Source organism: Cryptosporangium japonicum (assembly GCF_039524755.1).
In the GTDB taxonomy this organism is placed as follows: Bacteria; Actinomycetota; Actinomycetes; order Mycobacteriales; family Cryptosporangiaceae; genus Cryptosporangium; species Cryptosporangium japonicum.
On the sequence record NZ_BAAAGX010000004.1, the window covers coordinates 39149 to 53052 of the forward strand.

Annotated in this window: 15 protein-coding genes; 10 read left to right on the forward strand and 5 right to left on the reverse strand. The window is 72.2% G+C overall.

All coding sequences use genetic code 11. From position 1 onward, the window contains the following. Window positions 1-24 precede the first annotated feature (24 nt). From ABD437_RS03275 to ABD437_RS03285, 3 genes are read left to right on the forward strand one after another with little or no spacing between them, the layout of a single operon-like run. Window positions 25-1467 (forward strand): FAD-linked oxidase C-terminal domain-containing protein, encoded by a 1443-nt coding sequence (locus ABD437_RS03275; protein ID WP_344647223.1) that lies wholly within the window; start codon window positions 25-27, stop codon window positions 1465-1467. After that, window positions 1467-2564, forward strand: a complete 1098-nt coding sequence (locus tag ABD437_RS03280) for an FAD-binding oxidoreductase (protein ID WP_344647224.1) — start codon at window positions 1467-1469, stop codon at window positions 2562-2564. Before ABD437_RS03275 ends, ABD437_RS03280 begins: the two co-directional genes overlap by 1 nt. Further along, entirely contained in the window at window positions 2564-3901 is a 1338-nt protein-coding gene (locus ABD437_RS03285) for a (Fe-S)-binding protein (RefSeq protein ID WP_344647225.1), read from the forward strand. The genes ABD437_RS03280 and ABD437_RS03285 overlap by 1 nt, the downstream gene beginning before the upstream one ends. On the opposite strand, the gene ABD437_RS03290 is transcribed toward ABD437_RS03285, so the two are convergent. Next, on the reverse strand, window positions 3884-4330 hold the full coding sequence (locus ABD437_RS03290) for an Lrp/AsnC ligand binding domain-containing protein (protein ID WP_035862236.1): 447 nt from the start codon (window positions 4328-4330) through the stop codon (window positions 3884-3886). The genes ABD437_RS03285 and ABD437_RS03290 overlap by 18 nt on opposite strands. Window positions 4331-4408: 78 nt before the next feature. Here ABD437_RS03290 and ABD437_RS03295 point away from each other — a divergent pair, with 78 nt between their 5' ends. Continuing rightward, entirely contained in the window at window positions 4409-4873 is a 465-nt protein-coding gene (locus ABD437_RS03295; RefSeq protein ID WP_344647226.1) for a DUF2000 domain-containing protein, read from the forward strand. 10 nt (window positions 4874-4883) lie between these two features. Here the strand turns inward: ABD437_RS03295 and ABD437_RS03300 are convergent, their stop codons facing one another. After that, window positions 4884-5516: a LysE family translocator gene (locus ABD437_RS03300; protein ID WP_344647227.1), complete on the reverse strand. Its 633-nt coding sequence runs from the start codon at window positions 5514-5516 to the stop codon at window positions 4884-4886. A 106-nt stretch (window positions 5517-5622) separates the two neighbouring features. Between ABD437_RS03300 and ABD437_RS03305 the strand changes: the two genes are divergently transcribed. The 4 genes from ABD437_RS03305 (at window position 5623) to ABD437_RS03320 (ending at window position 9501) form a co-directional block, all read left to right on the forward strand. Beyond that, the gene (locus ABD437_RS03305) at window positions 5623-6780 is read left to right on the forward strand and encodes an NAD(P)/FAD-dependent oxidoreductase (protein ID WP_344647228.1); all 1158 of its coding nucleotides are present in this window, start codon (window positions 5623-5625) and stop codon (window positions 6778-6780) included. Then, entirely contained in the window at window positions 6777-7640 is an 864-nt protein-coding gene (locus ABD437_RS03310; protein WP_344647229.1) for an RNA polymerase sigma-70 factor, read from the forward strand. Before ABD437_RS03305 ends, ABD437_RS03310 begins: the two co-directional genes overlap by 4 nt. Before the next feature lie 62 nt (window positions 7641-7702). Then, a complete protein-coding gene (locus tag ABD437_RS03315) occupies window positions 7703-8704 on the forward strand; it encodes a Dyp-type peroxidase (protein ID WP_344647230.1) in 1002 nt (333 codons plus the stop codon). Next, complete coding sequence (locus tag ABD437_RS03320; RefSeq protein WP_344647231.1) at window positions 8701-9501, forward strand: family 1 encapsulin nanocompartment shell protein; 801 nt, start codon at window positions 8701-8703, stop codon at window positions 9499-9501. The genes ABD437_RS03315 and ABD437_RS03320 overlap by 4 nt, the downstream gene beginning before the upstream one ends. An 18-nt stretch (window positions 9502-9519) precedes the next feature. Here ABD437_RS03320 and ABD437_RS03325 read toward each other — a convergent pair whose 3' ends face one another. Beyond that, window positions 9520-11022, reverse strand: a complete 1503-nt coding sequence (locus tag ABD437_RS03325) for an acyl-CoA synthetase (protein WP_344647232.1) — start codon at window positions 11020-11022, stop codon at window positions 9520-9522. A gap of 77 nt (window positions 11023-11099) precedes the next feature. Then, the gene (locus ABD437_RS03330) at window positions 11100-11663 is read right to left on the reverse strand and encodes a class I SAM-dependent methyltransferase (protein ID WP_344647233.1); all 564 of its coding nucleotides are present in this window, start codon (window positions 11661-11663) and stop codon (window positions 11100-11102) included. Window positions 11664-11836: 173 nt separating this feature from the next. On the opposite strand from ABD437_RS03330, the gene ABD437_RS03335 reads away from it, so the two are divergent. Further along, entirely contained in the window at window positions 11837-12487 is a 651-nt protein-coding gene (locus ABD437_RS03335; protein WP_344647234.1) for a helix-turn-helix transcriptional regulator, read from the forward strand. Further along, the gene (locus ABD437_RS03340; RefSeq protein WP_344647235.1) at window positions 12456-12941 is read left to right on the forward strand and encodes a GNAT family N-acetyltransferase; all 486 of its coding nucleotides are present in this window, start codon (window positions 12456-12458) and stop codon (window positions 12939-12941) included. Before ABD437_RS03335 ends, ABD437_RS03340 begins: the two co-directional genes overlap by 32 nt. On the opposite strand, the gene ABD437_RS03345 is transcribed toward ABD437_RS03340, so the two are convergent. Next, window positions 12920-13861 carry a TIR domain-containing protein gene (locus tag ABD437_RS03345; RefSeq protein WP_344647236.1) on the reverse strand — a complete coding sequence of 314 codons (942 nt, stop codon included), beginning with the start codon at window positions 13859-13861 and terminating at the stop codon, window positions 12920-12922. The genes ABD437_RS03340 and ABD437_RS03345 overlap by 22 nt on opposite strands. Window positions 13862-13904 lie beyond the last annotated feature (43 nt).

Consider the following 13904-nt stretch of genomic DNA (forward strand, 5'->3'; position numbering starts at 1 on the left):
CCCGTGGGGAGTTAACGTCGGACGATGGACCTCGTCGCAGCGTTGCAGCAGGTCGTAGGGGCCGACTGGACCTATACCGACACGCACGAACTCCGCACGTACGAGTCCGACGGCCTGCTCCAGTACCGCGAGCTGCCCCGGGTGGCGGTGCATCCCGGGTCCGGTGACGAGGTGCGCGAGGTCGTGCGGCTCTGCGCCGAGGCCGGGGTGCCCTGGGTGGCCCGCGGCGCCGGTTCGGGCCTCTCCGGCGGCGCGCTCCCGGTCGCCGACGGCGTCCTGATCGTGCTGACCAGGCTCAACCGCATCCTCGAGGTGGACCTGGAGAACGCCCGGGTCTGCGTGGAACCCGGCGTCACCAACGCGGCGGTGTCCGCGGCGGTCGGGCCCGACTTCTTCTACCCGCCCGACCCGTCCAGCCAGATCGTGTGCTCGATCGGCGGCAACGTGGCCGAGAACTCCGGCGGGGCGCACTGCTTCAAGTACGGCTTCACGACGAACTACGTCACCGGCCTGGACGTCGTCCTGACCGACGGTGAGCTGGTGCGCCTGGGTGGGGAGGGGCTCGACACCCCCGGCTACGACCTGCTCGGCGCGTTCGTCGGGTCCGAGGGCACGCTCGGCGTCGCGACGAAGATCTGGCTGCGTATCGTGCCGTCGCCGGAGGCCGTGCGGACGCTCGTCGCGTTCTTCGACTCCACGCACGCGGCCGGCGAGGCGGTCTCGGAGATCGTGCGTGCCGGGGTCGTGCCGGGCGCGATCGAGATGATGGACGCGGTGACGATCGACGCCGCCGAGCGGATGGCGCACGCGGGCTACCCGGTCGGGCGCGGCGCCGCGCTGCTGGTGGAGCTCGACGGCGCCGAGGACGAGTGCGAGGCGCTCTTCACCGACGTGGTGGCGATCTGCGAGCGGTGCGGCTCCGACGACGTGCGGGTCAGCCGGGACGACGTCGAGCGCGCGCTGTTCTGGAAGACACGCAAGGCCGCGTTCCCGGCGATGGGGCGGATCTCGCCGAACTACTTCGTGCAGGACGGGGTCATCCCGCGCACCACGCTGCCCGAGGTGCTGGAACGGATCGAGGCGCTGGCCACCGAGGCCGGGCTGACCGTCGCGAACGTGTTCCACGCCGGGGACGGCAACCTGCACCCGCTGGTCTGTTACGACGGCCGGGTCCCCGGCGAGGCGGCCAGGGCCGAGGAGCTGGCCGGGGCGATCCTGCAGGTCTGCCTGGACGCGGGCGGCTCGATCACCGGCGAGCACGGCGTCGGCGTCGACAAGCGCAAACACATGGCGAAGATGTTCGCTCCCTCCGATCTGGACGCGTTCCAGCGGCTGCGCTGCGCGTTCGACCCGGCGGGCCTGGCCAACCCGGGCAAGGTGATGCCGACGCCGCGGCTCTGCGGTGAGGTGCCGGGCCCGTACCGGCAGCACCCGATGGAGGCCGCCGGGCTGGCGGAGCGGTTCTGATGTTCACCACCGTGGCGGAAGCTGCCGACGTGCTGCGTTCGCTGGGCGCGGCGGGCACGGCGGTGCGGCCGGTGGGGTCCGCGAGTCGCGCGGGGTGGGGCGGGAGTTCCGGCGGCGACGATCTGCCCACCACCGGCCTCAACCGGATCCTCGAGCACAATCCCGGCGACTTCACCGCGGTCCTGGAGTGCGGTGTCCCGCTCGCCGACGCCCAGAAGACGTTCGCCTCCGCCGGGCAGTGGCTCGCGCTGGACCCGTCGCCCGGCGGCACGATCGGTGGCCTCGTCGCCACCGCCGACTCCGGGCCCGCGCGTCACCGCTACGGCGGCGTCCGCGACCTGGTGATCGGCGTGACGCTCGTGCTCTCCGACGGCACCGTCGCCCGGTCCGGCGGCAAGGTCATCAAGAACGTCGCCGGTTACGACCTCGGGAAGCTGTTCACCGGGTCGTTCGGCACGCTGGGGCTGGTCGCGGAGGTCGCGGTGCGGCTGCACCCGCTGCCGACCGGCACCGCCACGGCGGTGGCCACGTTCACCGACCCGTCCGCGGTGGCACGGGCCGCGGCCGGGCTGTCCCGCCGTCCGCTCGAGGCCCTGTCGCTCGACGCCACGTGGCGAACCGGAACGGGGCAGCTGTTGGTCCGGTTCGGTGGCGTGACGGCGACGAGCCAGGCGACGCGGGTGGCGTCCCTGCTGGCCGACGCGCCGGACGTCACCGTGGTCGAGAACGACGAGCCGCTCTGGGACGCCCAGCGCGCCGCGCAGCGGTCGCCGTCCGGCGCGGTGCTGAAGGTGTCCCACCGCCCCGCCGACCTGGCCGCGGTCCTCAGCGCCGCCGACGCCGTCGGTGCCACGGTGGTGTCCCGGGCCGCGCTGGGCCTCTCCTGGCTGGCCCGGCCCGACGTGCGCCCGGACGACGTCGCGACCGTCCGGCGGCTGCTGGCGCCGGCCCCGGTGACCGTGCTGGACGGCGGGGACCGGGTGCCGGCGCCGTGGCCCGACGTCGACGCGGGTGTCGTCGCGGTGCAGCAGCGGGTGAAGGCCCGCTTCGACCCGGCGCGGATCTTCCGCCCCGGAGCGTTCGTAGGAGGTCTGTGATGACCGTGCTGCCCTCCGGCGGTGACCAGCCCTCGCTGCACGAGGGGCCGAGCGGCTGGGACGAGCACCGCCCGCCGGACCCCGAGCTGATCAAGGACTGCGTCCACTGCGGCTTCTGTCTGCCCACCTGCCCCAGCTACGCGGTGTTCCAGGACGAGGCCGACTCACCCCGCGGACGCATCGTGCTCATGCGTGTCGGCCACGAGGACGCGGTCGGCCCCACCCTGCAGACGCACTTCGACCGCTGCCTGGGCTGCATGGCCTGCGTGACGGCGTGCCCGTCCGGCGTCCAGTACGACCGGCTGATCGAGCAGGTCCGCCCCCAGCTCGAGCGCAACGTCCCACGCACCCCCGCCGACCGGGCCTTCCGCGCCCTGGTCTTCGGCATCTTCACCCACCCCGGCCGGGTCCGCGCCCTGGTGCCCGCGCTGGCGCTGCCCGGAAAGCTCGGCGCCCGCCTGGGCCGGCTGCTCCCGGCGGAGTCCCGGCTGCGCGCGCTGCTGTCACTGGCCCCGCCGGTGCGTCTCGCCGCCACCGTGCGACAGCTACCCCGCGTGACCCCCGCCGCGCCGGGGGTCGAGCCGCGGGGAACGATCGCGTTCCTGCAGGGTTGCATCCAGCGGGCCCTCTTCGGCGACGTCAACGCGGCGACCGTGCGGGTGCTGGCCGCCGAGGGTTTCGAGGTGCACGCCCCCCGCGCCCCGCGCTGCTGCGGTGCGCTCCAGCTGCACGGCGGCGTCGAGGAGTCGGCGCTGGTCGAGGCCCGCAAGGTGATCGCCGCCTACGAGGGCTACGACACGGTCGCGGTCAACGTCGCCGGCTGCGGTTCGGCGATGAAGGACTACGGACACCTCTTCTCCGACGACCCGGAGTGGGCGTCCCGGGCGGCCGCGTTCTCGGCGAAGGTCAAGGACGTGCACGAGGTGCTCGGCGCGGTCGAGCCGCAGGCGCGCCGGCACTCGCTGCCGATGCGCGTGGCCTACCACGACGCCTGCCACCTCGCCCACGCCCAGGGCGTGCGTACCCAGCCCCGGAGCCTGCTCCGCGGCATCCCGGAGCTGACGCTCGTCGAGCCGGCCGAGTGGGAGATCTGCTGCGGCTCGGCCGGCATCTACAACCTGACCCAGCCCGCCGCCGCGGCCGAGCTCGGGAAGCGCAAGGCCGCGAACCTGGCCGCGGCGAACGCGGACGTGATCGCCGCCGCCAACCCCGGCTGCGCGCTCCAGATCTCGGCCCACCTGGAGACCCCGATCCCGGTCTACCACCCGATGGTGCTGCTGGACGCCTCGCTCCGCCGCCTGCGCCGCACCGCCGGGAGGTCACACCACGTGCGGTGACCGGACGTGTTCGAAGATCACGCTCGTGTTGACGTCGGCGACCTCGCGGCGTTCGGTGAGCCGGTCGATCACGAACGCGTAGAGCCCGTCGTTGTCGGGCACCGCGACGTGGATCAGGAAGTCCCACCCGCCGGCGGTGACGAACAGCCCGATCGTCTCCGGCAGCGCCGCCGCCCACTCCCGGAACGCGGTGATCACGGTCCGCGACGGCGGCCGGATCCGCACCGAGATCAACGCCTGGATCGGCCGCCCCACCGCGGCCAGGTCGATCTCGGCGCGGTAGCCCGCGATCACGCCGGTCTCGCGGAGCGCGCGCACCCGCAGCAGCGACGTCGACGGCACCACCCCGACCGCGGCCGCGAGGTCCCGGTTCGTCGTCCGCGCATCGTTCTCCAATTCCCGGAGCAGCGCCCGGTCGATCGCATCAATCACTGTTGTTTCTCCGATTCATCGAACGAAGTTCGAGCTGTGCGCCATGGAGCGAAACAACAGCCTACTGTTTCGGCCGTGACCATTCTCGATGAAGCATCGACCGAGGAGCTGCTCGCGCTCACCACCCGCCAGCAGCGCACGAAGTGGGTCGTCGTGGTCGACCGGAACCTGCCGATCGGGCTGGTCGCGAACGCGGCCGCGTGCCTGTCGGCGACGATCGGCCAGCAGCGCCCCGACCTGCTCGGCCCGGCGACCGCCGACGGGTCCGGCCTGGAGCACCAGCCGCTGCCGTTCATCGGCTGCTCGATCCTCGGCGCCGACGCCGGGACCGTGCACCGGGTGCGCACGAAGGCCGCCGCCCGCCCGGCGCTGCTCGTCGTCGACATGCCGCAGGCGGCGCAGCAGGCCACCGCCTACACCGAGTACCAGGCGACGCTGGCCGCGACGCCGCACGAGGAGCTGACCTACTACGCGGTCGGCCTGGTCGGGCCGCGCAACCAGGTCGACAAGGTCGTCGGCGGCCTCCAGCTGCTGCGCTGACCGGCCCCGGCTAGCGCGGGGAGACGGCCAGCTTCAGCCCGAAGCCGATCAGGGCCGTACCGGTGACGCGGTCGATCGCGCGGTGCACCGACGGGCGCCGCAGCCAGCCCCGCACGCCGTGCGCGGCAAGGATCAGCGCGGTGAACCAGAGCATCCCCTCGGCGTTGTGCACGAGCGCCAGCGCCATCCCCATCAGCAGCGGAGGGGCCTGCTCGGGCAGGAACTGCGGGATCACCGCGAGGTAGAACGCCCCGACCTTGGGGTTGAGCAGGTTGGTCAGCGTCCCCCGCCACCAGGCCCGGACGCTGCTGACCGCGTCACCCGGCCCGTCGGGCCCGCCCGGTTCGCGCCGCCGCAGCGTCGACCGGATCATCTGGACGCCCAGCCACACCAGATACGCCGCGCCCGCCACCCGGAGTGCGGTGTATGCCACCGTCGACGCGGTGAGCAGCGCCGACACCCCCACGGCGGCGGCCGCGCCCCAGGCCAGCGCACCCGTGCCGATGCCCAGCGCCGCCGCGAACGCCGGCCGGCGCCCGCTCACCAGCGCCGTGCGCAGGACGTACGCGGTATCCAGCCCCGGCACGACCGTCAACAGGGCCGCGACCGCGGCGAACGACACCAGTGCCGACGTCACGCTCATGCCGGTCATTCTGCCCGGTGTGAGCCACGCCACTGCGGTTCACGTCCGCGGGGGTGCGCCCCGTCTCGCGCTCGACGGTGACGGTCGGCACGAGAGGCGAGCGACGATGATCAGGATCATGGTGGTGGGGGCCGGGTACGCGGGCCTGGCGGCGGTGACGAGCCTCGCCGGGCGGCTGCGCGGGCGGGACGACGTGCGCGTCACGCTGGTCAGCGCGAGCGAGCGGTTCACCGAGCGGCTGCGGCTGCACCAGGTGGCGTCCGGGCAGCGCCCGGCCGAGTTCCGGATTCCCGCGCTGCTGGCCGGCACCGGCGTCGAGTTCGTACGGGGCCGGGTCACCGGTCTGGACGCCGCCGCCCGCACCGTCCGCGTCGACGACGAGCGCGAACTCCACTACGACACGCTCGTGTACGCACTGGGCGCGGTCGCCGACACCGACGCCGTCCCGGGCGCCACCGACCACGCCGACACCCTCGACACCCTCGACTCCGCCACCCGGACGGCCACCCGCCTGGCGTCCCTGGGCGCCGGCCGCGTCGTGGTCTGCGGGAGCGGGCTCACCGGGGTCGAGGCCGCGGCGGAGATCGCCGAGAGCCACCCGGCGCTGCGGGTCACGCTCCTGGGCCGCGACGCCCCCGGCGCCACGCTCGGTCCGAGAGCACGCGCGCACCTCACGGCCGCGCTGGCCCGCCTCGGTGTCCGCGTCCGCACCGGCGTGGTCCGCGCGGTGCACCCGCACGCCGTCCACCTCGACGACGGCGGACCCGAACCCGCCGACCTCGTGCTCTGGACCGGCGGCGTCCGCGTCGCCCCGCTCGCCGCGGACGCCGGCCTCGACGTCGACAGGAGGAACCGCATCGTCACCGACGCGACGCTCCGCTCGGTCTCGCACCCGGAGATCTACGCGGTGGGCGACGCCGCCGCCGTCCGCCAGACGTTCGGCACCCTGCACGGCACGTGCCAGAGCGGCATGCCCACCGGCGTCGCGGCGGCGGTGGCGATCGTGCGTGTGCTGGACGGCCGAGCGCCGAAACCGTTCCGCTTCGGCTATCTGCACGTGCCGGTCAGCCTGGGCCGCCGCGACGCGGTCGTCCAGTTCACCCGTCCGGACGACAGCCCGAGGCGCGCGGCCCTGACCGGCCGGTCGGCCCGGTGGTACAAGGAGACCGTGAGCGCGGCACCGTGGCCGGCGTTCGGGCGCAGCCTCACCGCGCCGCGCACGGCCGTGCTGGGCTGGCGGCGGGGTGGGAGGTACACCCGATGACCGCGTTCGACGAGTACCGCGGCCTGCTGTTCGCGGTGGCCTACCGCATCCTCGGCACCGTCGCCGACGCCGAGGACGTCGTCCAGGACACCTGGGTGAAGTGGTCCGCGGCCGACCGCACCGACGTCGCCGACCCCAAGGCCTACCTGGCGCGGATCACGACCCGACTCGCGATCGACCGGCTCCGCGCGCGCCAGGCCCGCCGCGAGACCTACCTCGGCCCGTGGCTCCCGGAACCCGTCGTCACGACCGCGGACACCGCCGACGACGTCTCGATCGCGTTGCTGCTGGTGCTGGAGAACCTCACCCCGCTCGAACGGGCGGTGTTCGTCCTGCACGAGGCGTTCGGCTTCACCCACGCCGAGATCGCCGAGGCCGTCGACCGGTCACCGGACACCGTCCGCCAGGCCGCCCACCGCGCCCGCGAACACGTCAGGGCCCGCCGCCCCCGCTTCAGCGCCACCCGCGCGCGCCATCGCGAGGTCACCGAACGCTTCCTCGCCGCCGCGGTCGGCGGCGACCTGAACACGCTGCTCGAACTGCTCGCGCCCGACGTCACGCTCTGGACCGACGGCGGCGGCAAGGTCCGCCAGGCGATGCGCCCGGTGGTGGGGGCCGAGCGGGTCGCGGCCTGGTTCGCCGGCGTCGCCACCCGCCCGTACGAGGGCGTCGACCCGGCCGACATGAGCGCCGAGGTCCTCGACCTCAACGGCACCGCGGGCGTCGTGTTCCGCGGCGCCGGCCGGGTGGTCGCCGCCCTCACGCTCGACCTCGACGACGCCGGCCGGATCGCCGGCCTCCACAACGTCGCCAACCCCGACAAACTCCGCGCCGTCCCCGATCGGCCGTCACCCGACTGATGCGTTTGCCTGCGTTAGCGGCAGGATGGAGGGCGCAGGCGTCCGGCGGAGGAGAGAAGCGAATGGTCAAGCCGGTGGAGTCGCAACCGGTGCTCACACCGCTCACCGAGGCGGCGATCTTCCTCGTCGTGGTGATCCGCGCGGGCGGTGAGGACACCGTGCGCGACCTCGTCCCCGACATCGCGGGCATCGGCCGCTCGGTCGGGTTCCGCGCACCCGAGGGCGAGCTGAGCGTCGTCACCGGCATCGGGTCGGACGCCTGGGACCGGCTCTTCGGGGGGCCGCGGCCGGCCGAGCTCCACCCGTTCCGGGAGCTCACCGGCAAGCACACCGCCCCGTCGACGCCCGGTGACCTGCTGTTCCACATCCGGGCCCGCCGCATGGACCTCTGCTTCGAGCTCGCCACCCACCTGCGCCGACGGCTCGGGGACAGCGCCGAGATCGTCGACGAGACCGTCGGGTTCCGCTACTTCGACCAGCGCGACCTGATGGGCTTCGTCGACGGCACCGAGAACCCCACCGGCGCCGGGGCGCTGGAAGCCGCCGCGATCGGCGACGAGGACCCGGACTTCGCCGGGGGCAGCTACGTCGTCGTGCAGAAGTACCTCCACGACCTGGACGCCTGGAACGGGCTGAGCGTCGAGGCGCAGGAGAAGATCATCGGCCGCACCAAGCTCGACGACATGGAGCTCGCCGACGACGTCAAGCCGGCCGACTCGCACGTCGCGCTGAACACGATCGAGGACGCGGACGGCAACGAGCAGCAGATCGTCCGCGACAACATGCCGTTCGGGTCGGTGGCGCAGGGCGAGTTCGGTACGTACTTCATCGGCTACGCGAAGTCGCCGGGCGTCACCGAGCAGATGCTGCGCAACATGTTCCTCGGCCGCCCCGAGGGCGTCACCGACCGGATCCTCGACTTCTCCGCCGCGGTCACCGGCAGCCTGTTCTTCGTTCCCAGCGCCGACTGGATGGACGACCCGCCGGGCGCGCCGGAACCGCCCGGAAACGCCGACGAACACTCGCTGCGCATCGGCAGCCTCAAGAGGAGCACCGCACCGTGAACAACCTGTACCGCGAGCTCGCCCCGATCTCCGACGCCGCCTGGGCCGACATCGAGACCGAGGCCAAGCGCACGTTCACCCGCCACGTCGCCGCCCGGCGGGTCGTCGACGTGCTCGGTCCGTCCGGCGAGGAGCTGTCCGCCGTCGGCACCGGGCACCTGAGCGAGCTCGCCGCGCCGGCCGAGGGGGTGCTCGCGCGCACCCGGGTCGTGCAGCCGATCGTCGAGTTCCGCATCCCGTTCGTCGTCGACCGCCAGGCCGTGGACGACGTCGAGCGCGGCGCGAAGGACTCCGACTGGCAGCCGGTGAAGGACGCGGCGAAGGCGCTGGCGTTCGCCGAGGACCGCGCGATCCTCGACGGCTACGCGGCCGCGAACATCACCGGGCTGCGGCCGGGCAGCTCGAACTCCACGATCGCGCTGCCGGACGACGTCCGCGAGTACCCGAACGCGGTCGCGCAGGCGATCACGGCGCTCCGCCTGGCCGGTGTGGACGGTCCGTACAGCCTGCTGCTCTCGGCCGAGGCCTACACCGCCGTGGCCGAGACCGCCGACCACGGCTACCCGATCCACGAACACATCGCCCGCGTGCTGCGCAACGGCGAGATCATCTGGGCGCCGGCCATCGACGGCGCGGTCGTGCTCTCCACCCGCGGCGGCGACTTCGAGCTGCACCTCGGCCAGGACGTCTCGATCGGCTACCTCTCGCACGACGCGACGAGCATCGAGCTCTACTTCCAGGAGTCCCTGACCTTCATCGTCCAGACCACGGAAGCCTCCGTGAACCTCACGCCGTGAGGTTCACGGAGGAGCCACTCAGGCGTACTCCTCCCGGAGCTTGCCCTTGACCAGTTTGCCGGTGGGCGTCCGGGGGAGTGCGTCGGTGAACTCGATGCGCCTCGGCACCTTGAACCCGGCGAGCTGCTCCCGGGCGAACTCGGCGATCGAGGCCCGGGTGTCGTCGTCGGGCGACGCCGACGCCACCAGCTGCACGACGGCGAGCACCGACTCGCCGAACTCGGCGTCCGGCACCCCGATCACCGCCACGTCCAGCACGGCGGGGTGCTGGAGCAGCGCGTCCTCGATCTCCTGCGGGTAGATGTTCACGCCGCCGGAGATGATCGTGAACGCCTTGCGGTCGCTCAGGAACAGGTAGCCCTGGTCGTCGAGGTACCCGACGTCGCCGACCGTCGTCCACGTCGGATGCTCCGGGTGCTGCGCGCTGCGCGTCTTCTCCGGGGCGTTGTGGTAGACGAACGGCAGGTCGTCACGCTCGAAGTAGATGAGCCCGGGAGTGCCGATCGGCACCTCCTGCCCGGCGTCGTCGCAGATGCGCGGGATGCCGATCATCGGCTTGCCCACCGAACCCGGGTGCTTCAGCCACTCCTCGGAGCCGATGAACGTGCCCCCGGCGCCCTCGGTGGAGGCGTAGTACTCCTCGAGGATCGGCCCCCACCACTCGATCATCTGCCGCTTCACCTCGACGGGGCACGGCGCGGCGGCGTGGATCGCGGTCTTGTGCGAGCTCAGATCGAACCCTCCCCGCACCGAGACCGGCAACCGCAGCATCCGGACGAAGTGCGTCGGCACCCACTGGCTGTGCGTCACCCGGTGGTGCGCGATCGCCCGCACCGCCCGCTCGGCGTCGAACGAGGGCATCACCACCACGGTGCCGCCGAGCGACGTCACGACCATGCCGAAGCGCAGCGGCGCCGCGTGGTAGAGCGGCGCGGGGGAGAGGTAGACCGAGTTCTCGTTGAAGCCGTAGAGCGGCCCGAACACCGCGACGTACGGGTCGCCCGGCTCGTGCACCTGCCGTTCGGGCAGGTGGGGCTTGATGCCCTTGGGGCGCCCGGTGGTGCCCGAGGAGTAGAGCATGTCGCCGCCGCGCGGCTGGTCGGCCGGTGGTTCCGGCGACGAGCTCGCCAGCAGCTCCTCGTAGTTCCCGCCGATCACGATCCGGGTGTGCAGCGCGGGGAACTCACCCTCGACCAGCGGCAGGAGGCTCTCGGACACCACCAGTGCCGACGCGCCGCAGTCCTCGAGGATGTAGGCGACCTCGGGTTTCGCGAGGTGCCAGTTCACCGACGTCAGATACAACCCGGACCGTAAACAGGCCCAGTAGACCTCGAAGACCCGCGGGCTGTTCTCGGTCAGCAACGCCACGACGTCACCGGGACGCAGGCCCGCGTCCCGGAAGGCGTTGGCCAGGCGGACGGAACGTTCTTCCAGCTGGGCGTAGGTCAGGACCTCGCTGTCGTCCTCCATGACGACGGCGGGCTTGTCGGGGGAGGAGGCGACATAGGCTCCTGGGTACACGGGCAACACCTCACGCGCTCGGAGGAAGTGGCTCAGGCATCGTGACGCGGCCCACACCCCTCTGTCGAGAGTCGCCGTTAACTTTTCCGGGCGCGGAATTTGAACGACCCGGGGACGGGCGTCACCACCGGATCGTCGAACCCGGCCGCGCGCAGCCGGTCCGGAAGTACATCCGGGTCGACGACGACCATCGTGTCGAAAACGTGGAGGAACCGGAACCGCGTGCTGTACCGGCTGTCCGACCCGGCGAAGATCCCGCCCGGCCGCAGCACCCGGTGGGCCTCCGCGAACAACCGGTCCTGCGCGGCCGGCGACGGCACGTGGTGGAGCATCGTGAAACACACGACCGCGTCGAACGAGTCGTCCGCGAAGTCCAGCGCGGTGGCGTCCCCGGTGACCACCCGGACGCCGGGGATCCCGGCCCCCAGCCGCGCGGCCGACGCCGGGTCCACCTCCACCGCGGTCAGGTGCGGCACCGAGCGCGCCAGCACCCGGGTGGTGGCCCCGAACCCGGGCCCGATCTCCAGCACGTCCGCGCCGAGCTCGACCCCGTTCAGCGCCCACGGGATCAGCGTGTCCTCGACCTTGGCGAACCAGGTGTCGGAGCTGCACAACCGGCGATGGATCCAGTTCATCGGCATGGTCCGGACGCTAAGCCGACGCCGCGTCCGGCCGCGATGCGCTAGGTTGCCAACTCATGTCGCGCTACGGCCACGGTGGCGCCGTCGTCGTGGGGAACTTCGAGCTGGCCGGCGGCGAGTGGTTCCCGCCGCACCGGCACTAGGTGCACCAGCTGGTGTGGTCGCAGAGGGGCGTGGCGAGCGTCCGGATCGGCGAGTCGACGTGGTTCCTGCCGCGTGCGCTCGCGCTCTGGGTGCCGGCCGGCCTCGTGCACGCCACCGGGGCGGTCGACCCGTCCTGGAACCGCAGCCCGTACTTCCTGCCCGAGCGGTGCCCGATCCACTGGCCCGAGCCGACGGTCGTCGGGGTGACCCCGCTGCTCGCCGCGCTCTTCGACCACCTCGCGGATTTCGGGCTCGCGTCCGACGAGCGCGCCCGCGCCGAGGCGGTGGTCTTCGACCTGCTCGAGCCGCTGGAGGCGGTGGCGATTCCGCTCCCGCTGCCGGTGGACGCCCGCGCGGCCGCGGTGGCGGCGGCGATCGTCGCGGACCCGGCCGACGCCCGGACGCTGACCGAGTGGGGCCGTGCGGTCGGCGCCAGCGCACGCACGCTGCGGCGCGTGTTCCTCGCCGAGACCGGCCTGTCGTTCGGGCGCTGGCGCACCCACGCGCGCCTGCGTGCCGCGATGCCGGTGCTGGCCACCGGTCACCCGGTGGCGGCCGCCGCCCGCCGCGCCGGCTACGGCTCGGCCAGCGCGTTCGTGGCCGCTTTTCACCGTACGGTCGGGGTGCCTCCCGGGACATACTTCGGTGGTGGAACCGAGAATCCTGCTCGGCGGGGCTGAGCTCGTCCCCGCCGTCGAGCACCTCTGGAAGGCGCTGCACGCCCACCACCAGAAGGGCCTGCCGGACCTCGCGTACCACGCGCCGGACGTGTCGTGGAGCGTCCGGAGCGACGAGTACCGGGAGTGGCTCGCCCGGCCCGGCTCGTTCGTGCTGGTCGCCTACTCCGGCGACGTCCCGGTCGGCTACGCGCTGGTCGAGGTCGTCGACGGACCGGAGGACACCTGGGTCACCGGTGACCGCATCGCGCACCTGCAGTCCCTGTCGATCGCCCCCGGCTGGCGCGGCACCGGCCTCGGCACCGCGCTGGCCGACCGCGTCGACGCCGAACTACAGGCCCGCGGTGTCCACGACCTGATGCTGGACGTCGTCGAGGGCAACACCGGCGCCGAACGCTTCTACGAACGCCGCGGCCTGCGCAAGGTCATGACGATCTACGCCCGCTTCTCCGGCTGAGGCGGAACATTCAGCTTGCGGACCACCAGAGTGTCATCCGGCTCGATGCCGGCGTCGACGAGCGACCGGACGTCCTGCGAGCTGTCGAAGGGAATTTCCCAGGAGTCTCCGAGGTCGTCGAAGACACGATCGTCACCGGATCGTTGCAGCACCCATTGCCAGCCATAGGTGTACGCGTCGACCTCGTCGGAAATGCGGAAATAGATCGCGTCGAGAAACTTCGTGACCGTGGTGTCGTACTCGATCGCCAAGGTGTTGACGGCCGCGTACCCGCTCTCCTCGGACCAGTGCGGAGGCAGCACGACCGTCACCCGGTCCGGCCATCTGCCCAGAGGAGACATCTTCGGCGAGCTCACCTTCTCGATCAGGCGGATACGTTCGAGTACCTCATCGATTTTCTCGCTCAGGGGTCGGCTGGTGGCCGGATCGACGTCGGCGCCGTCCGGAAGGGCCGCGAGGTCTTCGGCGAGCTCTCGCCAGACGCGCCGGAACTGCCGAGTGAGGCGCACGTCGTCCAGCGGTCGCCGGCACCGGGAGTTCAGGGTTCCGACGAGTCTGCGCATCTCTTCCATGCTCGTCAGAGACGCGTGCTGAAAGTGCGACAGCGGGCCACTGAGATCGGCCGGTGCCAGACCGAAGAGAACGGGCGTCACATTGTTTCCGGCCAACGATCCGGCCAACGCCCCTGCCTCGAAATTCAGCCAAGGCTCGGTCCGATTCTCCGGCGTGACGCAGATGATGCCGTGTGCGTCTTTTTCGCGGAGCTCCCCGAGGAGTTCGATCGCCCACTGCTGACCTTGGTCGATATCCATGCTCGACATCCACGGCTCGATTTCGTGGAGCAGGTCGGGAAGCCAGGCGTGGAGGCGCTCGGCGATGACTTTGCTCCGCGGTTTCGACCAGCTGATGAAGACCTTCAACGCGGCCCCCGAAGCCGTGGAATTTGACGTCGGCCAACATCAA